The sequence below is a fragment of the Nocardiopsis sp. YSL2 genome, from assembly GCF_030555055.1.
Classification (GTDB): Bacteria; Actinomycetota; Actinomycetes; order Streptosporangiales; family Streptosporangiaceae; genus Nocardiopsis.
On the sequence record NZ_JAMOAO010000001.1, the window covers coordinates 3,835,183 to 3,861,595 of the forward strand.

A 26,413-nucleotide genomic window follows, 5' to 3' on the forward strand; every position below is an offset into this window, starting at 1 on the left:
GTGGGAAGGACAGGCCGTCCCAGCCCGGACCGCGCTCCTTCCCCGTCCCACCAAGGAGCACCGTGCGGATTCCCCGACCCCTCGCCCAGGGCGACCGACGCCAACACGGGGCTTCGGCCCCGCCCCTGCTGTCCGCCGCACTCCTGGGCCTCACCCTCGCGGCCACGGCCTGCGGTGCCCCGGACCCCGGGTCCGAGACCGCCCCCGACGCGGCGTCCGACGGCGGCTTCCCCGCCACGGTCGACGACGCCCTCGGCGAGGTCACCATCGCGGCGCGGCCCGAGCGGATCGTCTCGCTCTCGCCGACCGCGACGGAGATGCTCTTCGCCATCGGCGCGGGGGACCAGGTCGAGGCGGCCGACGAGTACTCGAACTTCCCCGAGGACGCCCCGACCACCGACCTCAGCGGCTTCACGCCCAACGTCGAGTCGATCGTGGAGTACGACCCCGACCTGGTCCTGCTCGCCCGGTCCTCCGAGGACACCGCGCCGCAGCTGGAGGACGTCGGCGTGCCCGTCATCGTGCTGGACGACGCCCACACCCTGGAGGACGCCTACGCCCAGATGCGCACGCTCGGCGAGGCGACCGGCAACGCCGACTCGGCCGACGCCGAGGCCGAGCGCGTCCGGACCGAGTTCGACGCGGTCGTGGAGAGCGTGCGCGAGGACGTCGGCGAGGTGGACCTGACCTTCTACCAGGAGCTCGACGACAGCCTGTACACCGCGACCTCCGGCACGTTCGTCGGCCAGATCTACCAGTCCTTCGGGCTGGAGAACATCGCCGACGCGGCCGACGGCGCCGACAGCGGCTACCCGCAGCTGTCCCCGGAGTACGTCGTGGACGAGAACCCGGACATGATCTTCCTGTCCTACGGCGACGAGGAGACCCTGGCGTCGGTGGGCGAGCGTCCGGCCTTCGACACGGTCACGGCCGTGGAGGAGGACGCGGTGTACCTGCTCGACGCGGACGTCGCCTCGCGCTGGGGCCCGCGCGTGGTCGACTTCGCCGAGCTCGTCGGCGACGCCGTCCGAGAGCACGCGGGCGCCTAGGTGCGTCTCCGGCGGGCACGTCGCGCGGGGGAGGGGCGCCCTCGACGGGCGCCCTCGGCGCGGACCGCCCCACCCGTCGGATGGCTGGTCGGCGGAGCGGCCCTGCTGGTCGCCGCCGGCCTCCTCGGCGTCTCGGCGGGGGCGGCCGCCATCTCGGCGGCCGACATCGTCCGCCACCTGCTCAGCCACCTGCCGTTCGCCGGAGTGGAGTCACCGCTCAACGAGCGCGAGGCGGCGCTGCTGGTGGCACTGCGCCTGCCGAGAGTCGTCATGGGCGCCATCGTCGGCGCCCTCCTGGCCACCGCGGGCGGCGCCTACCAGGGTGTCTTCCGCAACGCCCTGGCCGACCCCTTCCTGCTCGGAGCCGCGGCCGGCGCCGGTCTGGGCGCCACCCTGGTCATGGTCTTCGGCCAGGAGCTCACCGACACACCGCGCGCCGCCGTCCCGTTCGCCGCCTTCGTCGGCGCGCTCGCGGGGGTGGCCGCCGCCTACCTCCTGGGTTCCACCGCGGGCGGCGGAGGCACCGCGTCGCTGGTCCTGGCGGGCGTGGCCGTCTCGTCGTTCCTGTCCGCGGCGCAGACCCTCGTGCAGCAGATGGGGGTCGACCAGCTCCAGCGCGTCTACTCGTGGCTGCTCGGCGGCCTGGGACGCGACGGCTGGGACGACGTGCGGCTGGTGTGGCCCTACGCGCTGGTGAGCCTGGTCGTCCTGCTGGCCTGCGGCTACCTGCTGGACATGCTCGCCCTGGGCGACGACAAGGCGATCAGCCTCGGCCTGAACCCGGGGGTGGTCCGGATCATCGTGATCAGCGCCGCGTCACTGGCCACGGCCGCCGCGGTGGCGGTGAGCGGGCTGATCGGCTTCGTGGGCATCGTGGTCCCCCACGTGGTCCGCCGCCTCGTGGGGGCCAACTACCGGGCGATCCTGCCCGTCACCGTGCTCTTCGGCGGCGCGTTCCTGGTCCTGGTCGACATCGTCGCCCGGACCGTGGTCGCCCCCGCCGAACTGCCCATCGGAGTCGTGACCGCCTTCCTCGGCGCACCGTTCTTCCTGCTCATCCTGAGGACGACCCGCCACCGCACGACGTGATCCCGAGCCGCGGGAAGGCGGGCCGCCGTACCCCCGTTCGTTCCCGGCACGCCATCCGGCCGTGACGCGAACGCGTCGCGCGTTCTGGGAGACTGGGGAGCGCTATGGACATCACCGTGCTCGCAACCTCAGTCATCGTCGTCCTGGTCCTGCTTCTGGCGGTCGGCGGGTTCTTCCTGGTCAAGACCCGGCGTCCGGTCGAGCCGGGCGAGGAGGAGACCAAGCCCGAGGTCACCGGGGAGCCGGGAACGGCCGCCCCGGAGGAGGACCGCGAACGGGCCGGGGGCGCGGTCGCCACACCGCCCGCCCAGGCCCCTCCGGCCGAGGCCGCCCCGCCCGCCGAACCCGAGCTGGAGACACCGCCGCCGTCCGCGGGGCGCATGGTGCGCCTGCGCGCCCGCCTGGCCCGCTCGCAGACCTCGCTGGGCCAGGGGCTGCTCAACCTGCTCTCCTCCGACTCCCTGGACGAGGACGCGTGGGAGGAGATCGAGGACACCCTGATCACCGCCGACATCGGCGTGACCGCCGCCGCGCAGATCGTCGAGAGCCTGCGGACCAAGGTCAAGGTGCTCGGAAGCCGGGGCGTGGACGAGGTGCGCGGGCTGCTGCGCGCGGAGCTCCTGGCGCAGATCGGCGCCGACACCGACCGGACCGTGCGCACCCAGCCGCACGGCGACCGGCCCGCGGTGATCATGGTCGTGGGTGTCAACGGCACCGGGAAGACGACCACCACCGGCAAGCTCGCCCGCTCCCTGGTCGGCGACGGCCGCAGCGTGGTGCTCGGCGCGGCCGACACCTTCCGTGCCGCCGCCACCGAGCAGCTCCAGACCTGGGGCGGGCGCGTGGGCGCTCCGGTCGTCCGCAAGGAGGAGGGCGCCGACCCGGCCAGCGTGGCCTTCGACGCCGTCTCCCGGGGGATCGAGGACGGCGCCGACACGGTCATCATCGACACCGCCGGGCGCCTGCACACCAAGACCGGGCTCATGGACGAGCTGGGCAAGGTCAAGCGCGTGGTCGAGAAGAAGTGCCAGGTGGACGAGGTCCTCCTGGTCCTGGACGCCACCACCGGCCAGAACGGCCTGCGCCAGGCACGGGTGTTCGGCGAGGTCGTGAACGTGACCGGTATCGCGCTGACCAAGCTCGACGGCACCGCCAAGGGCGGCATCATCGTGCAGGTCCAGCGGGAGCTGGGTGTGCCGGTCAAGCTCGTCGGACTGGGCGAGGGGCCCGACGACCTGGCCCCCTTCGACCCCGAGGTCTTCGTGGACGCCGTCCTCGGCGGCTCCTGAGCCGTGGCCGCCGCTCCCGTGCGGGAGCGCGGAGGGCGGCCGACGCCGGCACACCGGTGGCCGGGTATCCGACGAGGGTGCCCGGCCACCGGCGTGTCCCGGGGACGGGACGGGCGGACGGACGGTGGTGTGACCCACTTCATGTGTGCGTCATGGCACCGCAACACGGGGCCGCGAAACCTGACCCCGGCACCGTTACCGGGGTGAGATCTGACTCTGTGTGGTGATCGCGTAGCCCTCTGTTCACGGCGCGGGTCGCGTTCTGTACGCGTGCACGAGCGATCGCACGTGCTGGGGTCTCCGTTCATGACGGCTTAACACTTCTGGCTGTCCTTTTACATGGGTGCAACATGGCAGCTCCCATGGAGAAACACCCAGCTCAGAAAGTGGCCTGTGTGGTGATCTGCACGGCCCGATGACGTGCTCGCTGACGCCGCCCCTGCACGACCATCCCCCGTCTGTCCTACGGAGGCGACGACATGATTGACACTGGCAACACCACGTGGCTGCTGGTGAGCGCCGCGCTGGTGATGCTCATGACCCCAGGTCTGGCCTTCTTCTACGGAGGCATGTCCCGGGCGAAGAGCGTCCTGAACATGATGCTCATGAGCTTCGCGAGCATCGCGATCGTCAGCGTGCTGTGGGTCGCCATCGGCCACTCGCTCACCTACGCCGAGGGCCCCGGCGCACTCAACCACTTCATCGGCGGTTTCGACTACGTCGGGCTGAGCAGCCTCATCGGTGAGATCGAGCCCTCCGACGGCGAGGGTGGTGCGGGCTACCCGCTGCTGGTCGACGCCGGGTTCCAGATGATGTTCGCGATCATCACCGTCGCGCTCATCTCCGGTGCCATCGCCGACCGCGCCAAGTTCGGCGCCTGGCTGATCTTCGTCCCGGTGTGGGCCACCCTGGTCTACTTCCCCGTGGCCCACTGGGTCTGGGGCGGCGGCTGGTTCGAGCTGATCAACATCGGCGGTGCGGGCGTGGTCGACTTCGCCGGCGGTACCGCCGTCCACATCAACGCCGGTGCCGCGGCCCTGGCCCTGACCTTCGTGCTCGGCCGCCGCAAGGGCTTCGGCGTGGAGTCCATGCGCCCCCACAACCTGCCGTTCGTCCTGCTGGGCGCCGCCCTGCTGTGGTTCGGCTGGTTCGGCTTCAACGCCGGCTCCGCCTACGCCGCCGACGGCACCGCCGCGCTCGCCCTGGTCAACACCCAGGTCGCCACCGCCGCCGCGATCATCGCCTGGATCATCGTGGAGAAGCTGCGCTACGGCAAGGCCAGCGCGCTGGGCTTCGCCTCCGGTGCCATCGCCGGCCTGGTCGCCATCACCCCGGCCGCCGCGGACGTCACCCCGCTGGGCGCGATCGCGGTCGGCGCCGTCTCCGGTGCGGTCTGCGCCTACGCCATCAGCTGGAAGTTCAAGTTCAAGTTCGACGACGCGCTCGACGTCGTCGGCATCCACATGGTCGGCGGCATCATCGGCTCCCTGATGATCGGTCTCGTGGCCGCCGAGATCACCTCCGGCTCCAGCGGCCTGTTCGACGGCGGCGGCGTCTCGCTGCTGATCGTCCAGCTGATCGCCGTGGCCGCCACGATCGTCTACTCCTTCATCGCCACCTGGATCATCGCCAAGATCATCGACCTCATCATGGGCTTCCGTATCCCGGAAGAGGTCGAGACCAACGGCCTGGACCACGAGCTGCACGCCGAAACGGCTTACGCCTTCGACGAACTGGACGAGCTCGAGGCAGAAGCGGTCTCCTCGTCGACGCCTCCGGGCGAGGAGACGGCCTCATCGCAGGCCAAGGCCTAGTCTTCAACGTCGAGGCCGTGGGTCTTGGCCGCTGACGCGGTGAGGTGACCCAGAGACCGGCGGGGAGTGATCCCCGCCGGTCTCGTTCGTGTGCGGCCCGGCGCGCCGCCGGATCGGCGGCGCGCCGGGGGCACGGCCGCGTGCGGCACACTCTTTGTGCCGTTTCAAGGAGCGTTGTTGGCCGTGGTCCGTGCCGGGGTTGGATACGCTTTCGAAGCGGTGGGGCCGCGCAGTCGGGCGGCCGCGGCCGAGTGCCGCGGGACCGGGCCCGCGCGGCGGTCCGGCGACCGGACGGCGGACCGCGTCCCGGCCGGGTCCGGAGGGATCGAAACCACGGACCGGGCAGCCGCGTCTCACGCCGACAGGGCCGGGGGCCGATCGATCCCCACAGCCCATCCCATGAACGCACGCGGACTCGTAACAGTGCCCCACAGGTCGGGGTCAGGAGGAATGATGGCGCCGGTTAGTCACATCAGGGGTCGCAGGTCCGGGCGTTGGGCGCTCGCCGCGGCGGGTGCCGCGCTCGCGCTCGGAGCGACCGGCTGCTCGTTCCTGGACGACCTGCGCCCCGGAAGCGGGGGCGAGCAGGAGCCCACCCCCGAGGCCGCAGAGCCGGTGGACGCGGTGCCCCTGCTGGAGGACGCCCTGGCCGACCTGGCCGAGTACCCGGCGCTCACCGCCTCCGGGCAGGTGGCCGCGAGCGTCGGCGGCGACGTGCGGGACACGTCCCTGACGGTCACCGACGCCGGAGCCGCCAACGGCACGGTGAGCGCCAACGGCATCGAGGGCGACCTGGTCAGCGCGGACGGCAAGCTCTTCATCCGGGCCGAGGAGGACTTCTGGCTCGACCAGGGCGTGTTCGGGCCCGACTTCGACGACTTCGACGAGAACTGGGTCCGTGCCACCGGCGCGCAGGCGGGGATCAACCCGGCCTCCACACTCGCGCCGCCGGTCCTGGCCGAGATCCTCGGCGGGCTCGAGCTCGACTCGGAGGAGGCGACCGAGGAGAACCTCGACGACGTCCTCACCTACCGGATCGACCTGGCCGGTGAGCGCAACCAGATGTGGATCAACGCCGAGAGCGGGCAGGTCCAGCGCATCGCCATCGAGGAACTGGTCCCGCCGGAGGCCGAGAGCGGCCCCCAGGTCCGCCTGGACCTGGCGCAGGCCGACACGGCGGCCGCCGGAGAGGTCTACGACACCCTGACCGGTCTGGCCGAGGAGGAGCTGACCGGCTCCCGGGACGCGCGGATCGAGGTGGCCTGGGACGGCCAGCCCGCGATGAACTGCGAGCCCGGCCCCGACTGCACCTGGTCCGGCACGGTGCGCGACGCGGGCGGCGCGAGCAGCGGCACGGTGGCCGTGCAGATGGCCGTCACCTTCAGCAATGACACCCTGGGCAACCAGGAGTGCAGTGACAGCGGCGGCCTGGAGGCGGGCGGGACGCTGGAGATGTCCTGCAGCGCCAACTACGACAGTGTCGGCGACGAGACGTACACGATCGACGGGTCCGCCCAGCTGTCCACGCGCGGGCTCACCAGCGGCGAGCAGGAGGAGATGCTGGCGGCTCTGGACGAGCAGCGCGCCGCGACGGCGTCGGGCGGCTCCGAGGAGGAGACCGAGGGCACGGAGGGATCCGAGTCACCGGAGGAGACCGAGGAGACCGGCGGCGACTAGCGCGTCGGGTCCGGCACGCGCGACGTCCGGGACCCTCCCACCGGCCGCCTCGAGCGGTCCGGCGGGAGGGTCCCCTGGCTTCGGGGCGTGCGCGGCGGCTCCGTCCGAGGGCGGCGGCTCCGTCCTCTCCGCGCGGCGGACACCCGGACCGGTGGCGGGCCGCGGTGCGGTGGGGCCGCACAGGAGGCGCCGGCCGGGGGCCGTGGCCCCGGGACGTCACGCAGCACACCACGTGAGCGGTGGCGGGTGACGGGTTGGGGGTAGGCTGGGAAACCAATTCCGAGACGAAGGACTGGCCACACTCGTGTTCGAGACGCTTTCCGACCGGCTGACATCGGTCTTCTCCTCGCTGCGCGGCAAGGGGCGGCTGTCCGAGGAGGACATCAACGCGACCGCTCGCGAGATTCGCCTCGCGCTGCTGGAGGCGGACGTCGCGCTGCCGGTGGTCCGCGAGTTCATCTCGCGGGTCAAGGAGCGCGCCCGCGGCGAAGAGGTCTCCAAGGCCCTGAACCCGGCACAGCAGGTCATCAAGATCGTCAACGAGGAACTGGTCGAGATCCTCGGTGGCGAGACCCGGCAGATCCGGTACGCCAAGAACCCGCCCACCGTGATCATGCTCGCGGGCCTGCAGGGCGCCGGTAAGACCACCCTGGCGGGCAAGCTCGCCAAGTGGCTCGGCGACCAGCGCAACACGCCCCTGCTGGTGGCCGCGGACCTGCAGCGCCCCAACGCCGTCACGCAGCTCCAGGTGGTCGGCGAGCGCGCGGGGACCCCGGTGTTCGCGCCCGAGCCCGGCAACGGCGTGGGCGACCCCGTCGCGGTCGCGCGCGAGTCGGTGGAGCACGCGCAGCGCAACAACCACAACATCGTCATCATCGACACCGCCGGCCGTCTCGGTGTGGACACCGAGATGATGCAGCAGGCGGCGGACATCCGCGACGCCGTCTCCCCCGACGAGATCCTCTTCGTCGTCGACGCCATGATCGGTCAGGACGCGGTCAACACCGCCCAGGCCTTCCTGGACGGGGTCGGCTACGACGCGGTCGCGCTCACCAAGCTCGACGGCGACGCCCGCGGTGGTGCCGCGCTGTCCATCCGGCACATCACCGGGCGACCGATCATGTTCGCCTCCACCGGCGAGAAGCTCGAGGACTTCGACCTCTTCCACCCGGACCGGATGGCCTCGCGCATCCTGGACATGGGTGACGTCCTCACGCTCATCGAACAGGCCCAGCGCACGTTCGACGAGGCCGAGGTCGAGAAGATGGCCTCGACCATCGCCTCGGACGACGACTTCACGCTCGACGACTTCCTCGAGCAGATGTCGATGGTCCGCAAGCTCGGCCCGATCGGGAACCTGCTGGGCATGATGCCCGGCATGGGCCAGATGCGCGAGCAGATCGACAACATCGACGACAAGGACCTGGACCGCATCCAGGCCATCATCCGGTCGATGACCCCCGGCGAGCGCTCGAACCCCAAGATGATCAACGGCTCGCGCCGACTGCGCATCGCCAACGGTTCGGGCACGCAGGTCAGCGACGTCAACGGCCTGGTCACCCGCTTCTTCGAGGCGCAGAAGATGATGCGCAAGATGAAGAACGGCGGGATGCCCGGTATGCCGGGGATGCCAGGCATGGGCGGTGGCAACAAGAAGAAGGCCAAGGCCCAGGCCAAGAAGGCGAAGAAGGGCAAGCAGCGCAGCGGCAACCCGATGAAGGCCCGCCAGCAGGAGGCCGAGCGCGCCGCGGAGCGCCAGCGCAGGCAGGAGGAGGGCGGCCAGCAGATGCCGCAGCTGCCCCCGGGCCTGGGCGGCGCCGGCCAGTCGCAGCTCCCGCCCGGCCTGGGCGGTCCCGCCATGCCGGACCTGTCGGACTTCAAGTTCCCCAAGAAGTAGGCGCACCGCGCGCGGTCCGGGGTTCCGCACCCCGCGGCGGCCCGCGATCCGGCGCCCGTCCGGCCCGTTCCCACGTGGAAGCGGGCCGGACGTGTCGGCACTGTGACCGCACACGCCGCTCCTCCTGGCCGAGGAACTCGCCGGTGTCTGGCACAATGAGTAGTCGACTAACGGTGGCGGGCCAGCCCTCTAACTAGCCAGCCGCCCACGTCAGTCTCGACGGGCTTCGCAACCCCACGCGTCGAACCGTCGGACGCCGAACACCGTTCATCGGGAGAAGACCACTCCAGTGGCTGTCAAACTGAAGCTCAAGCGTATGGGCAAGATCCGTACGCCCCAGTACCGCATCATCGTCGCCGACGCCCGCAGCAAGCGGGACGGCAAGGCGATCGAGGAGATCGGCAAGTACCACCCCAAGGAGCACCCGAGCCTGATCGAGGTCGACTCCGAGCGGGCCCAGTACTGGCTGTCCGTGGGCGCCCAGCCCTCCGACGCGGTCAAGGTCCTCCTGCGCAAGACCGGCGACTGGCAGAAGTTCAAGGGCCTCGCCGCTCCGGCTCCGCTCAAGGTCGCCGAGGCGAAGGACCCCGAGGCCAAGGAAGCCGCCTTCCAGGCCGCTCTGAAGGAGCTCGTGCTCCCGGGCGCCGAGAAGGCCACCAAGGCCAAGAAGACCGAGAAGAAGGCGGACAAGCCGGCTGAGAAGCCGGCCGAGACCGCCGAGGCCGAGAAGTCCGAGGGCGAGGCCTGACGTGCTGGAAGAGGCGCTTGAGCACCTCGTGAAGGGGATCGTCGCGAACTCCGAGGACGTCCAGGTGAGAGCCAAGCGGCTCCGCAAGGGCAAGGTCCTGGAGGTCCGCGTCCACGCCGACGACCTGGGCAAGGTGATCGGCCGCAACGGCCGCACCGCCAAGGCCCTCAGGACGGTCATCGGCTCGCTCGCGGGCGGCCGGTACGTCCGGGTGGACCTGCTGGACCTGCACGAAGTGCGCTGACGCGCCTCTCGGGGCGTCGACCGTCAGGGTCGGCGCCCCACAGCCGTGCCCGGGGTCGTTCCGACCCCGGGCACACTGCCTCCCGAGGCCGGGGCGGCGGGTCGCGGACCCGAACCCCGCCTCCGGGTGACCCCGGCGGCACCCGGCCGACCGAGGGCGGATCTCACAGAAGGACGGAACTCCCATGCGACTCGTGGTGGGCCGGATCGGCCGCGCGCACGGTATCCGCGGCGACGTCGCCGTCGACGTGCGCACCGACGACCCCGCGGCCAGGTTCGCCGTCGGAGCGGCTCTGGACACCGACCCGGCCGCCGCCGGGCCGCTGCGCGTCAGATCCACACGGCGCCACAGCGGCCGCCTGCTCGTGCGCTTCGAGGGGATCGACGACCGGGACGCGGCCGAGGCGCTGCGGGGTACCGCGCTCCTGGTGGACTCCGCCGACATCGCCCCCCTGGACGACCCGGACGAGTTCCACGACCACGAGCTGATCGGCCTCGCGGTCCGGACGGCCGCCGGTGCCGCCGTCGGTACCGTCGACGACGTCCTGCACCACGCCCAGGACCTGCTGGTCGTGACCACCGCCGAGGGTGACGAGGTGCTGGTGCCGTTCGTGGCCGCGCTGGTCCCCGAGGTCGACACCGAGCAGGGGCACATCGTCATCGACCCGCCGCCCGGCCTGCTCGACCTGCACACAGCCGACTGAACGGGTACGCCGTGCGCATCGACATCATCAGCATCTTCCCCGACTACTTCGCGCCGCTGGACCTGTCGCTGATCGGCAAGGCGCGCGCGGCCGGACGGCTCGACGTGCGCGTCCACGACCTGCGCTCGTGGACGCACGACCGGCACAACACCGTCGACGACACCCCCTACGGCGGTGGGCCCGGCATGGTGATGAAGCCCGAGCCGTGGGGCGAGGCCCTCGACGAGGTCGTCGGCGGGGAGCCCGCACGGCTGATCCTGCCCACGCCCAGCGGTCGCACGTTCCGGCAGGCCGACGCCGAGCGCCTGGCCGCCGAGCCCCGGCTGGTCTTCGGATGCGGGCGCTACGAGGGCATCGACTCGCGTGTCGCGGTGGACGCCGCCCGGCACATGCCGGTCGAGGAGGTCAGCATCGGCGACTACGTGCTCAACGGGGGCGAGTCGGCCACCCTGGTGATGGTGGAGGCGATCACACGTCTGCTGCCCGGGGTGCTGGGCAACAAGGAGTCCGCGGTCCAGGACTCGTTCGCCTCCGGTGGTATGGAACACCTGGTCGAGGGGCCGGTGTTCACCAAGCCGGCGACCTGGCGCGGCCAGGAGGTACCGCCGGTCCTGCTGTCCGGCAACCACGGCGCGGTCGACCGCTGGCGGCGCGACCAGGCGCTGCGCAAGACCGCCCGCAACCGGCCCGACCTGGTCGCGGCCACCCCGGACGAGGCATGGGACCGGCGGGACCGGGAGGTCCTCGCCGAGCAGCCCGTTCGGGACGCCGACGAACATGTGGCAAACTAGGTGAGTTCCCCCTTGGTGACCGGCGGCATCCGCATGCCGGCGGCAGGACGTCGGCCTCTGTGACGGTCACCCGGGCGGTTCGAAAGTTCAGACCCATTCCAGGGCCCTCGCCCGCGCACCCCTGCACACAGGGGATCAGGCCGCGGAGCGCTACCGATGAGGATTCGCGAGATGCACACCGCCATTCAGGAGCTGGAGAAGGCTCAGCTTCGCACCGACGTCCCGGAGTTCCGTCCGGGTGACACGCTCAACGTTCACGTGCGCGTGACCGAGGGCACCCGTACCCGTGTCCAGGTCTTCAAGGGCGTCGTCATCCGCCGTCAGGGCGCGGGCAACCGCGAGACCTTCACCATTCGCAAGGTGAGCTACGGCGTGGGCGTGGAGCGCACCTTCCCGATCCACACCCCGGCCATCGACAAGTACGAGGTCGCCGCCCGCGGACGCGTGCGTCGCGCCAAGCTGTACTACCTGCGCGAGCTGCGCGGGAAGGCCGCCCGTATCCGCGAGCGCCGCGAGCCCATCTCCAAGTAGTCTTCCGCGCCGTCGACGGAAACCGCGCCGCTCCCGGCGGGGAGGCAGGATAGGCTTCCGTCGATGAGTGATGACGACAGGGGCCCCGGTGCCGACGGGGAGTCCGACGCGGACTCCGACCACGGCGGCCCGGAGGAGCACAGCTCCGCCACTGGCTCCCGAGTGCCACCGCACTCGGGAGCCAGTGGTGTCTCCGATGCCGATGGCCGGGAGCCTGAGGAGAGGGCGGACGCCGAGATGACCAAGTCCCAGAACAGTGCCGAGAAGGGGTCGTTCTGGAAGGAACTCCCGATCCTGATCGTGATCGCCCTGGTGTTGGCGTTCGTGATCAGGACCTGGGTGATGCAGGCGTTCTACATCCCTTCGTCCTCGATGGAGAACACGCTCCTGATCGGGGACCGTGTGCTCGTGAACAAGCTGGTGTACCAGGTCCGCGACATCGACCGCGGCGAGGTGGTCGTCTTCGACGGCGACGGGTCATGGGACGACCCGAACACCGTGGTGATCCCGGAGTCGAGCAACCCGGTCGCGCGCGGGTTCACGTGGGTGCAGCAGCAGCTGGGCGCCGCTCCCACGGGCAAGGAGTACATCAAGCGCGTGATCGGCCTGCCGGGCGACGTCGTGGAGTGCTGCGACGAGCAGAACCGGGTACTGGTCAACGGGGTTCCGCTGGAGGAGGACGTGTACCTCTATCCGGGCAGCGTGGCCAGCCACACCGAGTTCGGCCCGATCGAGGTGCCCGAGGACCACCTGTGGGTCATGGGCGACCACCGCGCGATCTCCTACGACTCGCGGCTGAACCAGAACAACCCCGGCGGCGGAGCGGTGCCCATCGACCACGTCGTGGGGCGTGCCTTCGTGATCATCTGGCCGTTCGGCCAGGCGGGCGGGCTGGGTGTCCCCGACACCTTCGACCAGCTCAACGAGGACGAAGAGTAGCGAGCACGGTCCCTGCGCGGGCCCGTGGCGGCCCTCCGGCCGACCGCCGTCCAACGAATTCCTCCCGACCGGGTACAAAAGGCCGTCCGGTGACGCATCATGGATCTCGGACCGTATTGGCGTACCCGGAGCGTGGGGCCGCCGCCCGGTGGGAACAAGCCGGGGGACGGCGGTGTCCATGTGATGAGGGGAAAGGCACACCACCAGCGGAGAGTGCTGACGAAAGCGAGCGCGTGGATGAGTTCTGAGGACCTGGAGAAGTACGAGGCCGAGATGGAGCTCCAGCTCTATCGCGAGTACCGGGACGTCGTCGGGCTGTTCAGCTATGTGGTGGAGACGGAACGGCGCTTCTACCTCACCAACCACGTCGACCTCCAGCCGCGTTCCACCGAGAACGGGGAGATGTACTTCGAGGTCGGGATGGAGGACGCCTGGGTCTGGGACATGTACCGTCCGGCCCGGTTCGTCCGCAACGTCCGCGTGGTGACGTTCAAGGACGTCAACGTCGAGGAGATCACCAAGGCCGACCTGGAGCTGCCGCCCACCGAGGGCCCCGCGGACTGATCTCCACGCCTCCGCGACCGGCGTTGTCCACAGGTCCACATTTCCTCTGGCGCGCCGGACGGCGATCACCGACCGTGGTAACGGGAGGTGGTCGCCGGTGGACCGACGGGCGAGGGGCCGACAGGAACTGGGCAGGCGCGGCGAGGACGTGGCCGTGGCCTTCCTCGAACGCGTCGGCCTGCGCGTGGTGGACCGCAACTGGCGGATCCCCGCGGGGGAGATCGACATCGTCGCCCGGGACGGCCGCACACTGGTCGTCGCCGAGGTCAAGACGCGTACCTCGGTGCGGTACGGCCACCCGGTCGAGGCCGTCACCCCCACCCGGCGGCGCAGACTGCGCCGTCTCGGTCGCGCGTGGGCCGACCGGCACCGCGTTCCCGCCCGGCCGCTGAGGGTGGACGGCGTCGGCGTGCTCATCCTGGACGGCCGCGTGTTCGTCTCCCATGAGCGGGGGATGACGTGATGACGCTCGCCCGCACCCACTGCGTCACCCTGCTGGGCGTACGCGGCCACGTCGTCGAGGTGGAGGTCCACCTGGGCGGCGGGGATCCCGGGGTGACCATGGTGGGTCTGCCGGACACGGCTCTGAGGGAGGCCCGCGACCGGGTCCGCGCCGCCCTCGTCAACAGCGGAGAGTCCTGGCCCACCGGCCAGATCACCGTCAGCCTGTCCCCGGCCAGCCTGCCCAAGTCCGGCAGCCTCTTCGACCTCGCCATCGCGGGCGCGGTGCTCGCCGCCGCCGGAGAGGTGCCCCCGGACCGGTTGGAGGGCACCGTCCTCATCGCCGAGCTCGGCCTTGACGGCCGGGCCAGGCCGGTTCCCGGCGTGCTCCCGGCGGTGGTGTCGGCCATCGAGCAGGGCCACGGCCGCTTCGTCGTCGCGCACGGCAACGCGGAGGAGGCCCGGCTGGTGCCGGACGCCGAGGTGGTCCCGGTGGGCAACCTGATGGAGCTGTGCGACTGGCTGCGCGGCGGCGAACCGCCCCCGGACCCGCCGCGGGCCGGGGTGCCCCGCCCGCGCGAGGCCGCCGACGGCGGGCCGGACCTGGCCGACGTCCTGGGGCAGCCGGTGGCCCGGCGCGCCGTGGAGATCGCCGCGGCGGGCGGGCACAACCTGATGATGCTCGGTTCACCGGGGACCGGGAAGTCCCTGCTCGCCGAACGGCTGCCCACGGTCCTGCCGGAGCTGGGCCCCGCGGAGGCGCTGGAGGCCACGGCCATCCATTCGGTGGCCGGCATGCTCCCCGCGGGCTCGCCCCTGGTCACCAGGCCGCCGTTCGCGGCCCCGCACCACACCTCCAGCCGGGCCGCGATCATCGGCGGCGGCAGCGGCTACCCCAGTCCGGGATGGGTGTCCAAGGCCCATCGGGGCGTGCTGTTCGTCGATGAGGCCCCGCAGTTCGGCCGCGGCGTCCTGGACTCCCTGCGCGAACCGCTCGAACGCGGAGAGGTCGTCCTGGCCCGGGCCGCCTCCACGGTGTCGTTCCCGGCCCGCTTCCAGTTGGTGATGGCGGCCAATCCCTGTCCGTGCGCCAAACCGGGGACCCTGTGCACCTGCCCGGCGGGAGAGCGCCGACGGTACTTCTCCCGCCTGTCCGGGCCCCTGCTGGACCGGATCGACCTCAAGGTGGAGCTGCAACCGGTGGCCCGCGCCGAGCTGCTCGCGGACCGGGCCTTCGCGGAGTCCTCCGCGGTGGTCGCGGCCCGGGTGGGGAAGGCGCGGAGCAGAGCCGCCGCTCGCCTGGCGCATACTCCGTGGTCGACCAACGCGGAGATCCCGGGGGCCCGGTTGCGCCGGGAGTTCCCGGTGGAGCCGGCCGCCGTGCGGGTGCTGGGCCGTGCCATGGACCAGGGACTGATCAGCGCGCGGGGCGTCGACCGTGCGTTGAGGGTCGCCTGGACCCTAGCCGACCTCGCCGAACGCGACCGACCCGGTGAGGCGGAGGTGACCTATGCCTTCGCCCTGTGGTCGGGCCGGGCCTGGTGAGGGTGTGCCCCGGGTTCGGTGGGCGGCCCGGCGTGGTGCGGCGGGGACGGACAGACGGTGCCGGGGTCAGGGTCAGGGCACGGGGTGACGGTGCGGGAGACGGGGGGAGTGACGTGACGGTACGCGCTGAGGAGGAGGCCGACGCCCGGGCACGGGCGTGCCTCACGGTGGTGGCGCCACCGGGGGACCCGTGGCTGGGGGAGCTGCTCGCGGAATACGGCGCGGCGCGGGTGTGGGCCGACCTCGTGGCGGGCGGGCCCGCGCCGCCGGCACCGCACGAGGAGGGGGCTCCGGGCGGCCCGGAGGAGCCGGCGCGGCTGGAGCGGCGCTGGGCACGCTGGAGTGCCCGAGCGGGACGGGTGGACCCGGACGGCCTGCTCAGCGACTCGGCGGAGGCGGGGATCCGCTTCGTGGCGCCGGGCGACCCGGAATGGCCGGGACGGCTGGAGTCGCTGGACCTGCCCGGCGGACGGCGCTCGCACGGCCTGTGGGTACGCGGCCGGGGCGACCTGCGCCACCTGTGCCTGCGCTCGGCGGCGCTGGTGGGGGCGCGGGCGGCGACGCCCTACGGCGAGCACGTCGCCGCGGAGCTGGCCTACGGGCTGGCCGAGCGCTCCGTGGTCGTGGTCTCCGGCGGGGCGTACGGCATCGACGGTGCCGCGCACCGGGCCGCGCAGGCCGCCGGAACCACCGTGGTGGTCCTCGCCTGCGGGTTGGACGTGAGCTATCCGCGCGGACACGCCGGACTGTTCGCGGACGTGGCACGGCGCGGGGTGCTGGTGAGCGAGCGGCCGGTGCGCTCCACGCCGCGGGCCCCGGACTTCCTGATCCGCAATCGGCTGATCGCGGCGCTCACCCCGGGCACCGTGGTGGTGGAGGCCGGTCGGCGCAGCGGAGCGCTCAACACCGCCGCGCACGCCACGGAGCTCAACCGTGCGTTGATGGCTGTTCCCGGCCCGGTCACCTCGGCGCTGTCCGTGGGCTGCCACATGCTCCTGCGCGACTGGCAGGCCACCTGCGTGACCTGCGCCGACGACGTGGTCGCCCAGGTGGTGCCGCTGGGGGAGGAGCGAGCGGGGACGCCCCGCCTGGAGGCCGCGCTGGACGCCGACACCCGACGGGTGCTGCACGCGGTGCCCCGCAGGGGCGCGGGCACCGCGACGATCGCGGCGCGCAGCGAGGGCACTCTGGAGGGCACGATGCGCGCGCTGGGGATGCTGGCCGCCGCCGGCCTGGTGGAGCGGTGCCCGACCGGCTGGCGGACCTCGCGGTGAGGGCCGAGTACGGCCGCGCGCCGACACGGGCGCGCCTCGCCCGGCGTCGGAACCCGGTACCGGTGACCCGGGCCGGGCCGCGGGAAATGGGTACGTTGGACTTATGGCCAAAGCGTACAGTGATGCCCGCGTGGCGGACGGCCCCCTGCTCTTCGTCTCCGGACAGACCCCTCAGGCACCCGACGGCGGCATCGCCGGCGACATCGTCGGCCAGACCCGGCAGATCTTTCGCAACATGGAGACGGTGCTGGCCGCCCACGGCGCCGACCTCACCCACCTGGTCAAGCTCACCTACTACCTGCGGCACGTCGCGGATCTGGACGGGCTCCGTCCGGCCCTGATCGACTGCCTGCCGGACGGGCCCCGCCCGGCGGGCACGCTGGTGGAGGTCAACGGGTTCGTCGATCCCCGCTTCCTCGTGGAGATCGACGCCGTCGCCTGCCTGCCCCGGAGCTGACCGTGCTCGACCGCTTCGCCGCCCACCTGTCGGGGGAACTCGGCCGCTCACCGCACACCGTGCGCGCCTACCTCGCCGACCTGCGCTCACTGCGCGCGTTCCTGGCCCAGGGCGGCCCCGCGCCGGGGGCACCGCCGGACGGAGAGGCCGGACGCGCCCGGGACGGGCACGCCGAGGGCGGGGGAGGCGGGGGCGGGTCGGCCCCGGAGACCCCGGACGGGTCCGGCGGTCGGGGGTACGGGTTCGAGGACCTGGACGTCCTCCTGGTGCGCGGTTGGCTGGCCCGCTCCCGCGACGAGGGGATCAGTCGCGCGAGCCTGTCCCGCCGGGTGGCGGCCGTGCGGGCGTTCACGCGGTTCCTGCACCGCGAAGGCGTGCTGGAGACCGATCCCGGGCCCCGTCTGGTCGCGCCCGCCCAGCAGCGCGGGCTGCCGACCGTCCTCGACGAGGAGCAGGCCGCCTCGGCGCTCGCGCGGGGACCGGCCGAGACTCCCGTGGACCTGCGGCGCCGCGCGGTGGTCGAACTGCTCTACGCCACCGGTGTACGCGTGGCCGAGCTGTGCGCCCTGGACCTGGAGGACGTGGACCGTGCCCGCGACACCGTGCGGGTCCTGGGCAAGGGTGCCAAGGAACGCACCGTCCCCGTGGGCACGCCCGCCCTGGACGCCCTCGACGCCTGGCTGGTCGGCGGACGCCCGGAGCTCGCGACCCGCGCCAGCGGGGCCGCCCTGCTCCTGGGCGCCCGGGGCGGCCGTCTGGGCGTACGCCAGGCGCGGGAGGACGTGCACGCGTTCCTGCGCGCGGCCGGGGTGGACAGCGCTCCGCACGGACTTCGGCACAGCGCCGCCACCCATCTGCTCAACGGTGGCGCGGACCTGCGCAGCGTGCAGGAGTTCCTCGGCCACGCCAGTCCGCGCAGCACACAGATCTATACCCACGTCTCCGTGGAGCGTCTGCGTGACACCTACCGCCAGGCCCACCCCCGCGCGTGATCACGTCCGCTCGGGGCGTTCACCACGGGTGCGGCGCCGGGTCCAGCGGCAGCAGGCGGACGCGGCCGCGCCCGAGGAGGCCGAGCGGGTCGAGGTGGGTGCCACCGCGCAGCAGGCCCCAGTGCAGGCAGGAGCGGTGCGGACAGTGCGTCGGTGACGCGGCCAGGACGCCCAGGGGGTCGCCCGCTGCGACGGGGTCGCCTCGGGCGAGCGGCGACTCCACCGGGAGATAGGTGGTGCGCAGATCGCCGTGCGCCACGCTGACCAGCGGTGTTCCACCGACGCTGCCGGCGAAGTGCACGCGGCCGGTGCCGGCCGCACGCACCGGCGAGCCCGGCTCCGCGGCCAGGTCCACGCCCAGGTGCCCGGGCAGCCAGCGCTGTGCGGGCGGGTCGAACCCGCGCACGACCTGCACGGGCGGGTCCAGCGGCCAGTGCCAGACGGTGTCGGCGACGGCGGTTCGGGTGAGGCAGAAGGGGAACAGCAGGAGCGATACGAGCAACACGGGTGTGATGCGGGCGGGTCCCATGCATCCAGGGTCGACGCGGGGGGAGGGGTGCGCCAGGGGGTCCGGGAACCTGTGGACGACGGGCCGGAACAGTCCGTGCGATCCGAACACGCAGCGCAGGTCCTGTGTGCCCCGGACGGAGGATAGAATCGTCTGTGGCCCACCGGGCCAACAACACTACGCACGTCCCCGAGCCTTCCTCGGGAGGGGTCGTACCTACGGTCCACTCCGCTTCGGCGGTGTGGCGGTGCGGCCGGGGCGTCAGGCACAACCGAGGCGGGGAACCCCTCCCCGCCACCGCAAGGAGGACCAGGTCATGGCCACAGTCGTGACAATTCGCCAGCTCCTGGAGAGCGGCGTCCACTTCGGGCACCAGACGCGTCGCTGGAACCCCAAGATGAAGCGCTTCATCTTCACCGAGCGCAACGGCATCTACATCATCGACCTCCAGAAGTCGCTGGCGTACATCGACCGCGCCTACGAGTTCGTCAAGCAGACGGTCGCCCACGGCGGCACCATTCTGTTCGTCGGCACGAAGAAGCAGGCGCAGGAGGCCATCGACGAGCAGGCCCGCCGCGTCGGCATGCCCTTCGTCAACCAGCGCTGGCTGGGCGGCATGCTCACCAACTTCTCCACCGTGCACAAGCGGCTCCAGCGCCTCAAGGAGCTGGAGGAGATCGACTTCGACGACGTCGCCGGCTCCTCGCTCACCAAGAAGGAGCTCCTCAACCTCCGTCGTGAGAAGGAGAAGCTGGAGCGCACCCTTGGCGGTATCCGCGACATGGCCCGCGTGCCGAGCGCCGTGTGGATCGTGGACACCAAGAAGGAGCACATCGCGATCAGCGAGGCTCGCAAGCTGAACATCCCGGTCGTCGCGATCCTCGACACCAACTGCGACCCGGACGAGGTCGACTACCCGATCCCGGGTAACGACGACGCCATCCGCAGTGTCAGCCTGCTGACCCGCGTGGTCGCCGACGCCGTCGCCGACGGTCTCCTCGCCCGCTCCGGCGCCTCCACCGAGGCCGGCGCCGAGAAGCCCGCCGAGGAGCCCCTGGCCGAGTGGGAGCGCGAGCTCCTGGAGGGCAAGGGCAAGGAGGGCGCCGCCGCCGCGGAGGCGGCCGCCGCCGAGGCTCCCGCCGAGACCGCCACGGTCGCCCCGGCCGACGAGGTCGCCGCCGAGGCTCCGGGCGAGGCCACCGCCGCCGAGTCGCCCGCCGAGGCTCCGGCCCAGGCGCCCGCCGAGGGCTCCGCCGAGTAGGACCGCCTCACCGTCCCGGTACAGCCGCCCCGCCACCACGGCGGGGCGGCCGTGCCGGGTCAACGGCCCTCACCCCAAGACACCGACTCTCCACTCCAAGGGAATTCGAGAACAGTCATGGCGAACTTCACCGCCGCGGACGTCAAGAAGCTGCGGGACATGACCGGCGCCGGCATGATGGCCTGCAAGAAGGCCCTCACCGAGGCCGACGGCGACTTCGACAAGGCCGTCGAGGCCCTGCGCATCAAGGGCGCGAAGAAGCAGGCCGAGCGCGGCGAGCGCACCGCCGCCCAGGGCACGGTCGTCCTCAAGCAGCAGAGCGAGGGCAAGGCGACCCTCATCGAGCTCAACTGCGAGACCGACTTCGTCGCCAAGAACGACCAGTTCATCGCGCTGGCCGACCAGGTGGCCGAGTTCGTCGTCTCGGTCGACAGCGACGACCTGGCCACCGTGGCCGCCGCGGAGATCGAGCCGGGCAAGAGCCTGCAGGACTTCGTGGCCGAGAAGGGCGCGATCATCGGCGAGAAGCTGGAGCTCCGCCGCGTCGCCAAGTTCGACGGTGCCTACGTCGCCAGCTACCTGCACAAGTCCGACCCGGACCTGCCCCCCACCATGGGCGTCATGGTCGAGCTGGACAAGGCCGACGCCGAGGTCGGCAAGGACCTCGCCCAGCAGATCGCCGCCCTGGCTCCGCAGTACGTGGGCAAGGACGACGTCCCCGCCGACGTCGTGGAGAACGAGCGCCGCATCGCCGAGCAGACGACCCGCGAGGAGGGCAAGCCCGAGCAGGCGATCCCCAAGATCGTGGAGGGCCGCCTCAACGGCTTCTTCAAGGAGGCCACGCTGCTCGGCCAGCCGTTCGTCAAGGAGAACAAGAAGACCGTCCAGAAGGTGGTCGACGAGGCCGGCGTCAGCGTCAAGCGCTTCGTCCGCTTCAAGGTCGGCCAGGCCTAGGGTTTTGAGATGATGGAGGTGCCGGGGAGATCTCTCCCCGGCACCTTCGGTGGATATGGGCGGATTCGGGCTCCGCAAGCGGCCCGTCCGCCCGCAGCAGCAGCACTCGGGGGACCCTGTGCCACTCGGGGACAACAAGGGAGGCCACAGGCCGTGTCGGAGAACCAAGCGACGAGCACCGAACCCGCCATGCACGATTCCGGTTGGAAGCGTGTGATGCTCAAACTCTCCGGGGAGGCGTTCGCGGGCGGTGGCGGACTGGGCATCGATCCCGAGGTCGTGCAGTACGTGGCCGAATCCATCGCCGAGGCGGTCTCCGAGGGCATCCAGGTCGCCGTCGTCGTCGGCGGCGGCAACATGTTCCGCGGTGCGCAGCTCACCGAGGGCGGCATCGAGCGCGGCCGCGCCGACTACATGGGCATGCTCGGCACCGTCATCAACTGCCTCGCCCTCCAGGACTTCCTGGAGCGGCTCGGAGTGGACACCCGCGTACAGACCGCGATCCACATGAGCCAGGTCGCCGAGGCCTACATCCCGCGCCGGGCCGTGCGCCACCTGGAGAAGGGCCGCGTGGTCATCTTCGGTGCCGGACTGGGCGCCCCGTTCTTCTCCACCGACACCACCGCCGCCCAGCGCGCGCTGGAGATCGGTGCGCAGGCCGTCCTCAAGGGCACCCAGGTCGACGGGGTCTATGACTCCGACCCGCAGCGCAACCCCGACGCCGTCAAGTTCGACAAGCTCAACTACAACGAGGTCCTCACCAAGAGCCTCAAGGTCATGGACGCCACCGCGGTCAGCCTGTGCATGGACAACGGGCTGCCGATCGTGGTGTTCGACCTGATGAGCCAGGGCAACATCCTGCGCGCGGTCCGCGGTGAGAAGATCGGCACCATCGTCGGGCCGACCACCGCCTGAGACGCCGCGACGACGTCAGCCAAGCCACGAACACCAGAGTCGAGTTCCGGGAGCGCCACCAATGATCGAAGAGACCCTCCTTGAGACCGAGGAGAAGATGGAGAAGGCCGTGACGGTCGCGAAGGAGGACTTCGCGACGATCCGCACGGGTCGTCCCACCCCCGCGACCTTCAACAAGATCACCGTCGACTACTACGGTGCGCGTACGCCGATCAACCAGCTGGCCTCCTTCTCGGTTCCCGAACCGCGGATGGTCGTCATCTCGCCGTTCGACGTCAACTCCCGCACCGACATCATCAACGCGATCCGCAACAGCGACCTGGGCGTGAACCCGTCCGACGACGGCCAGGTCATCCGCGTGGTGTTCCCGGACCTGTCCGAGGAGCGCCGCAAGGAGTACGTGAAGGTCGCGCGGACCAAGGCCGAGGACAGCAAGGTCTCCATCCGCAACGTGCGCCGCCGCGCCAAGGACTCCTTCGAGAAGGGTGTCAAGGCGGGCGAGCTCGGCGAGGACGAGGCGCACCGCGCCCAGGTCGAACTGGACGAGCTGTCCCACAAGTACGTCGCCGCCATCGACGAGCTGTTGAAGCACAAGGAAGCGGAACTGCTCGAGGTTTAGCCGGTGACCACTTCTTCCAGCGGCTCCGGAGGCGATGACCACTCGCCGGAGCACAGACCCGAGGGGCCGCCCGGCGGCTCCGACAGTGCCGACGGGCAGCGCTTCGTGCTGCACAAACCGGGAGGTGAGCCGGTCCGGACCGGCCGCAACCTCCCGGTGGCCATCGCCAGCGGGTGCGTCCTGGGCGCGCTCGTGTTCTTCTCGATCTTTCCCTGGCCGCAGCTGTTCACGATCATCACCTCCCTGGCGGTCCTGATCGGCCTGCGCGAGGTCAACCGGGCGTTCTCCGGCAAGGGCATGACCCTGGCCGTGGTGCCGCTCGCCGTCGGCGGCGTGGCCATGCAGTCCTTCGCCTACTTCGGCGGTGCCGACTGGCTGGTGGGTGCCACCGCGCTCACCGCGATCGCCGTGCTGTCGTGGCGGCTGCGCGGCGGGGCCGACGGGTTCGTGTCGGACGCGTCGGCGAACCTGTTCACCCTGGTGTACCTGCCGTTCCTGTTGGGCACGTGGATGCTGCTCATCGCGCACCCCGACGACGGCCAGTACCGGCTGGTGACGTTCATCGTGGTGACGATCTCCAGCGACATCGGCGGGTACTTCGCCGGGATCCTGCTGGGTCGGCACAAGATGGCGCCGGTGATCAGCCCCAACAAGACCTGGGAGGGCTTCGGCGGCTCCGTCGTCGGCTGTTCCGTCGCCGGGGCGCTGTGCGTGGTGCTGATGCTGGACGGCCCGTGGTGGGTCGGCGTGGTGCTGGGACTCGCGGTCGTGCTGGGTGCGACGGTCGGGGACCTCATCGAGTCGATGTTCAAGCGCGACCTCGGCGTGAAGGACATGGGCCGGTTCATGCCGGGCCACGGCGGGCTGATGGACCGCCTGGACTCCCTGCTCATCGCCGGGCCGGTGGTCTGGATCGTGCTGAGCCTGCTGCTGTAGCCGCCGGTGCCGCGTGGCACCGAACGGGGCGGACCTCGCGGTCCGCCCCGTTCGCTTTCGGGTGGAAGTCCCTCTGTTCCGCGGAGCGGCCCCGGGACGGTGGCGGGTGACGCGTGGGTGGGGCTGCGCCGTTGGCGTCGGTTGAGGGTGGAAGTCCCTCTGTTCCGCGGAGCGGCCCCGGGACGGTGGCGGGTGACGCGTGGGTGGGGCTGCGCCGTTGGCGTCGGTTGAGGGTGGAAGTCCCCCTGTTCCGCGGAGCGGCCCCGGGACGGTGGCGGGTGACGGGTGGGTGGGTACGCTCGACGCGTGGACGAACCGCTGATCGAACGAATGCGCGCCTACGGCGAGACGATCTTCGCCGAGATGACGCAGCTGGCCGTGGACACCGAGTCGGTCAACCTGGGGCAGGGCTTCCCGGACACCGACGGGCCCCGGTCCCTTCTGGAGGCCGCGACCCGCCACATCCTGGAGGGGGTGAACCAGTACCCTCCGGGTCCCGGACGACCCGAGCTGCGCCGTGCCGTGAGCCGGTACCGGGCGCGCCACTACGACCTGGACCTGGACCCCGACACCGAGGTGTACGTGACCGTCGGCGCGACCGCGGGCATCGCCGCGTCGCTGCTGGCGCTCGTCGAGCCAGGGGACGAGGTCCTCGTCTTCGAGCCGATGTACGACTCCTACGCGGCGATGATCTCCCTCGCGGGGGGCGTGCGCCGGTCGGTGACGCTGCGCCCGGACCCGGTGTCGGGCCGGTTCACCTTCGACCCGGACGAGCTGCGTGCCGCCGTGGGCCCGCGCACGCGCATGGTCATCGTCAACACGCCGCACAATCCCACCGGCACCGTCTTCACCGCCGAGGAACTGGAGCAGGTCGCCCGGGTGTGCCGCGAGCACGACCTGATCGCCCTCACCGACGAGGTCTACGAGTTCCTCACCTTCGACGACCGTCCGCACGTGCCGCTGGCCACTCTGCCGGGCATGCGTGAGCGCACGCTCTCGGTGTCGTCGGTGGGCAAGATGTTCGCCGTCACCGCGTGGAAGACCGGCTGGGTGATGGGCCCCGAACCGCTCGTGCGCGCGGTGCGGACGGTGAACCAGTTCCTGACGTTCTCCGCCAACGGCGCGCTGCAGTTGGCGATCGCCGACGCCATCGACCACGAGGGCGCGTGGATCGAGGAGCAGCGCACCGCCCTGCAGCGCAAGCGCGACCGGTTGGGGCAGGGTCTGACCCGCACCGGGTTCGACGTGAGCGTGTGCGAGGGGACCTACTTCCTCATGGCGGACATCCGCCCGCTCGGGTACGCCGACGGGGTGACCGTGGCCCGCGCCCTGCCTCGCGAGGCGGGTGTCGCCGCCGTGCCGGCGCAGGTCTTCTACGACCACCAGCAGGAGGGCGCCCACCTGCTGCGCTTCGCCTTCTGCAAGCGGGACGAGGTGCTCGACGAGGCGGTGAACCGCCTCACCGGCTGGCACCGGCGCTCCTGACCGTGCCGTCGGCGCGGCGTGCATGAGAACGCCGTGCCCGTGGCAGCCCCGGGACGCCGCCGTCCGTGCCCGTCTCGGACGCGGACGGTGTCCCGCGTGTTCAGGGAGTGTCGTCCTGTGAGCGGATGTTTGCGGACGGTAGCGCGGCGTGGCGGACGGTCGCGGACGCCGTGGTCCCCGTAGAACACCAGTGCGGTGCCCGCGCCGTCTCCGCCCCGGGGCGGAGGCGGGCACCGCACCGGGCGCGGCCTCAGTGGTTGGGCGGGGCAGCGCTGACGTCGGCCAGGGCGGAGCCGGGGTCGATCGCCACCGCCAGGTCGCCCATCGTCACGACGCCGACGACCCGCTCGCCCTCCACGACCGGCAGGCGGCGCAGGGCGTCGGCGCGCATCACGTCCACGGCGTCGCGCAGGCTGCTCTGGGCGGGCACGGTCGCCACGTCCGAGCTGCAGACCGACCGGACCGTCGCCGTGTCCGGGTCGGTGCCCTCGGCCACGCACCGCAGCACGATGTCCCGGTCGGTCAGGACACCCACCAGCCTGTCGTCCTCGGCCACCATCACGTCGCCCACGTCGGAGCCGCGCATGATCTCGGCGGCCTCGCGGAGCGAGGCGTCCGGCTCGACGGTGATCGCCGGGCTGGTCATCACGTCGGAGATGTTCCTCAGCATGGTCCGCCTCCCCAGAGAAGTACTCGGTCCCTCACCCGTCCCACTAGCCGGATCGCTCCGGCCCAAACATGGCAGGCGGACGCCACGGTGCCCGTGCGGACCGTCGATCCCCGGACCGGCCCGGGGCCGACCCGGGAGCCTCACCCCTCCTCCGGCTCGCTCGCGCCCACGTCCTCGCGGAGCCGCTGCAGGAGGGCCGCCAGGAGGCGGGACACGTGCATCTGGGAGCATCCCAGCTCCGCGGCGATCTCCGACTGCGACTTGTCCCCGAAGAACCTCAGCACGAGCAGACGCTGCTCACGCTCGGGCAGACGTGCCAGGACGGGCCGCAGCGACTCGCGCTCCTCGACCAGTTCCAGCTCCTCCTCCTCGCAGCCGAGGCGGTCCTCGGGACTGGTGCTCTGCGAACCGTCTCCGTCCCAGCTGTCGGGCACGTCCAGTGACAGGGCACGGTAGGTCTGGTCCGCCTTGAGGAGTTCGACGGCCTCGCGCTCGTGCAGGCCGAGGAGTTCACCGATCTCCCGGGTCGTCGGCTCGCGCGCGTGCTCCTGCTCGAACGCGCCGATGGCGACGCGGAGACGGGCGCGGTTCTCCTGGTGCTGCCGTGGCACGCGCATCGCCCACGTGTGGTCGCGGAAGTGGCGCTTGATCTCGCCCAGGACCGTGGGCAGCAGGTAGGAGACGAAGGGGCTGCCGCGATCCGGGTCGAAGCCGTGGACGGCCTTGAGCAGTCCGACCATGGCGGTCTGGCGTACGTCCTCGTAGGGCTCGCCGTGTCCCCGGTACCTGAGCGCGACCCGTCGGACGAAGGGGGCGTAGACCAGGACGACGTGCTCGCGCAGCCGGGCGGCGCGTGCGTCGTCCTTCGGCAGCGCGCCGATCTCGCGCAGGGCCGCGTCCGCGGACGCCTCGCCCTCGATCGGGTCGTGCTCGCGCGTGCGGCGGTGGCCGGACCTCTCCGTGGGCCCTTCGCCTCGGGTGAGCGGGCTCAAAGCGATCTCCTCCGTCTCCTCCGTCCGCG

At 71.6% G+C, this 26,413-nt stretch carries 27 protein-coding genes; 24 read left to right on the forward strand and 3 right to left on the reverse strand.

The genetic code is table 11. The annotated features are described in order from the left end of the window. Positions 1-125 precede the first annotated feature (125 nt). The 18 genes from M1P99_RS17035 to M1P99_RS17120 all read left to right on the forward strand — a co-directional run bounded on the left by M1P99_RS17035 (position 126) and on the right by M1P99_RS17120 (position 18,044). Complete coding sequence (locus M1P99_RS17035; RefSeq protein WP_304455727.1) at positions 126-1,049, forward strand: ABC transporter substrate-binding protein; 924 nt, start codon at positions 126-128, stop codon at positions 1,047-1,049. 84 nt (positions 1,050-1,133) lie between these two features. Beyond that, on the forward strand, positions 1,134-2,138 hold the full coding sequence (locus M1P99_RS17040) for an iron ABC transporter permease (protein ID WP_304455728.1): 1,005 nt from the start codon (positions 1,134-1,136) through the stop codon (positions 2,136-2,138). Between the two features lie 104 nt (positions 2,139-2,242). After that, the gene (gene ftsY / locus M1P99_RS17045; protein WP_304453598.1) at positions 2,243-3,427 is read left to right on the forward strand and encodes a signal recognition particle-docking protein FtsY; all 1,185 of its coding nucleotides are present in this window, start codon (positions 2,243-2,245) and stop codon (positions 3,425-3,427) included. A gap of 479 nt (positions 3,428-3,906) precedes the next feature. Continuing rightward, a complete protein-coding gene (locus tag M1P99_RS17050) occupies positions 3,907-5,241 on the forward strand; it encodes an ammonium transporter (RefSeq protein ID WP_304453599.1) in 1,335 nt (444 codons plus the stop codon). Between the two features lie 453 nt (positions 5,242-5,694). Next, complete coding sequence (locus M1P99_RS17055; RefSeq protein WP_304453600.1) at positions 5,695-6,918, forward strand: hypothetical protein; 1,224 nt, start codon at positions 5,695-5,697, stop codon at positions 6,916-6,918. A 304-nt stretch (positions 6,919-7,222) separates the two neighbouring features. After that, positions 7,223-8,815, forward strand: a complete 1,593-nt coding sequence (ffh, locus tag M1P99_RS17060; protein ID WP_304453601.1) for a signal recognition particle protein — start codon at positions 7,223-7,225, stop codon at positions 8,813-8,815. 289 nt (positions 8,816-9,104) lie between these two features. Further along, positions 9,105-9,563 carry a 30S ribosomal protein S16 gene (gene rpsP / locus M1P99_RS17065; RefSeq protein WP_304453602.1) on the forward strand — a complete coding sequence of 153 codons (459 nt, stop codon included), beginning with the start codon at positions 9,105-9,107 and terminating at the stop codon, positions 9,561-9,563. A 1-nt stretch (position 9,564) separates the two neighbouring features. Further along, entirely contained in the window at positions 9,565-9,807 is a 243-nt protein-coding gene (locus M1P99_RS17070; RefSeq protein ID WP_053616035.1) for an RNA-binding protein, read from the forward strand. A 184-nt stretch (positions 9,808-9,991) separates the two neighbouring features. Further along, positions 9,992-10,510 (forward strand): ribosome maturation factor RimM, encoded by a 519-nt coding sequence (rimM, locus tag M1P99_RS17075; RefSeq protein ID WP_304453603.1) that lies wholly within the window; start codon positions 9,992-9,994, stop codon positions 10,508-10,510. Positions 10,511-10,521: 11 nt separating this feature from the next. Beyond that, positions 10,522-11,301: a tRNA (guanosine(37)-N1)-methyltransferase TrmD gene (trmD, locus tag M1P99_RS17080; protein WP_304453604.1), complete on the forward strand. Its 780-nt coding sequence runs from the start codon at positions 10,522-10,524 to the stop codon at positions 11,299-11,301. Between the two features lie 171 nt (positions 11,302-11,472). After that, positions 11,473-11,832 carry a 50S ribosomal protein L19 gene (gene rplS / locus M1P99_RS17085; protein WP_304453605.1) on the forward strand — a complete coding sequence of 120 codons (360 nt, stop codon included), beginning with the start codon at positions 11,473-11,475 and terminating at the stop codon, positions 11,830-11,832. A 63-nt stretch (positions 11,833-11,895) separates the two neighbouring features. Then, on the forward strand, positions 11,896-12,771 hold the full coding sequence (gene lepB / locus M1P99_RS17090) for a signal peptidase I (protein WP_304453606.1): 876 nt from the start codon (positions 11,896-11,898) through the stop codon (positions 12,769-12,771). Positions 12,772-13,008: 237 nt separating this feature from the next. After that, positions 13,009-13,335 carry a DUF2469 domain-containing protein gene (locus M1P99_RS17095; protein WP_304453607.1) on the forward strand — a complete coding sequence of 109 codons (327 nt, stop codon included), beginning with the start codon at positions 13,009-13,011 and terminating at the stop codon, positions 13,333-13,335. 97 nt (positions 13,336-13,432) lie between these two features. After that, entirely contained in the window at positions 13,433-13,798 is a 366-nt protein-coding gene (locus tag M1P99_RS17100) for a YraN family protein (protein WP_304453608.1), read from the forward strand. Further along, positions 13,798-15,321, forward strand: a complete 1,524-nt coding sequence (locus M1P99_RS17105; protein WP_304453609.1) for a YifB family Mg chelatase-like AAA ATPase — start codon at positions 13,798-13,800, stop codon at positions 15,319-15,321. Before M1P99_RS17100 ends, M1P99_RS17105 begins: the two co-directional genes overlap by 1 nt. 113 nt (positions 15,322-15,434) lie before the next feature. Next, positions 15,435-16,595: a DNA-processing protein DprA gene (locus M1P99_RS17110; protein WP_304453610.1), complete on the forward strand. Its 1,161-nt coding sequence runs from the start codon at positions 15,435-15,437 to the stop codon at positions 16,593-16,595. A gap of 103 nt (positions 16,596-16,698) precedes the next feature. Beyond that, the gene (locus M1P99_RS17115) at positions 16,699-17,052 is read left to right on the forward strand and encodes a RidA family protein (RefSeq protein WP_304453611.1); all 354 of its coding nucleotides are present in this window, start codon (positions 16,699-16,701) and stop codon (positions 17,050-17,052) included. Positions 17,053-17,054: 2 nt separating this feature from the next. Beyond that, complete coding sequence (locus M1P99_RS17120) at positions 17,055-18,044, forward strand: tyrosine recombinase XerC (RefSeq protein ID WP_304453612.1); 990 nt, start codon at positions 17,055-17,057, stop codon at positions 18,042-18,044. A gap of 19 nt (positions 18,045-18,063) precedes the next feature. On the opposite strand, the gene M1P99_RS17125 is transcribed toward M1P99_RS17120, so the two are convergent. Further along, the gene (locus tag M1P99_RS17125) at positions 18,064-18,549 is read right to left on the reverse strand and encodes a M23 family metallopeptidase (RefSeq protein WP_304453613.1); all 486 of its coding nucleotides are present in this window, start codon (positions 18,547-18,549) and stop codon (positions 18,064-18,066) included. 319 nt (positions 18,550-18,868) lie between these two features. Here M1P99_RS17125 and rpsB point away from each other — a divergent pair, with 319 nt between their 5' ends. The 6 genes from rpsB to M1P99_RS17155 all read left to right on the forward strand — a co-directional run bounded on the left by rpsB (position 18,869) and on the right by M1P99_RS17155 (position 24,722). Then, positions 18,869-19,813, forward strand: a complete 945-nt coding sequence (gene rpsB / locus M1P99_RS17130) for a 30S ribosomal protein S2 (RefSeq protein WP_304453614.1) — start codon at positions 18,869-18,871, stop codon at positions 19,811-19,813. A gap of 117 nt (positions 19,814-19,930) precedes the next feature. After that, entirely contained in the window at positions 19,931-20,767 is an 837-nt protein-coding gene (tsf, locus tag M1P99_RS17135) for a translation elongation factor Ts (protein ID WP_304453615.1), read from the forward strand. Positions 20,768-20,956: 189 nt separating this feature from the next. Beyond that, positions 20,957-21,682, forward strand: coding sequence for a UMP kinase (pyrH, locus tag M1P99_RS17140; protein WP_304455729.1), 726 nt, complete (start codon positions 20,957-20,959; stop codon positions 21,680-21,682). A gap of 61 nt (positions 21,683-21,743) precedes the next feature. Further along, positions 21,744-22,301 carry a ribosome recycling factor gene (gene frr, locus M1P99_RS17145; protein WP_053616021.1) on the forward strand — a complete coding sequence of 186 codons (558 nt, stop codon included), beginning with the start codon at positions 21,744-21,746 and terminating at the stop codon, positions 22,299-22,301. 3 nt (positions 22,302-22,304) lie between these two features. Further along, positions 22,305-23,237 (forward strand): phosphatidate cytidylyltransferase, encoded by a 933-nt coding sequence (locus M1P99_RS17150; RefSeq protein WP_304453616.1) that lies wholly within the window; start codon positions 22,305-22,307, stop codon positions 23,235-23,237. A gap of 306 nt (positions 23,238-23,543) precedes the next feature. Next, positions 23,544-24,722, forward strand: coding sequence for a pyridoxal phosphate-dependent aminotransferase (locus M1P99_RS17155; RefSeq protein WP_304453617.1), 1,179 nt, complete (start codon positions 23,544-23,546; stop codon positions 24,720-24,722). Positions 24,723-24,972: 250 nt separating this feature from the next. On the opposite strand, the gene M1P99_RS17160 is transcribed toward M1P99_RS17155, so the two are convergent. Together M1P99_RS17160 and M1P99_RS17165 are read right to left on the reverse strand one after the other, a co-directional pair. Then, complete coding sequence (locus M1P99_RS17160) at positions 24,973-25,392, reverse strand: CBS domain-containing protein (protein ID WP_304453618.1); 420 nt, start codon at positions 25,390-25,392, stop codon at positions 24,973-24,975. Between the two features lie 140 nt (positions 25,393-25,532). Then, positions 25,533-26,384: a SigB/SigF/SigG family RNA polymerase sigma factor gene (locus M1P99_RS17165; RefSeq protein WP_304453619.1), complete on the reverse strand. Its 852-nt coding sequence runs from the start codon at positions 26,382-26,384 to the stop codon at positions 25,533-25,535. Positions 26,385-26,413: the final 29 nt, after the last annotated feature.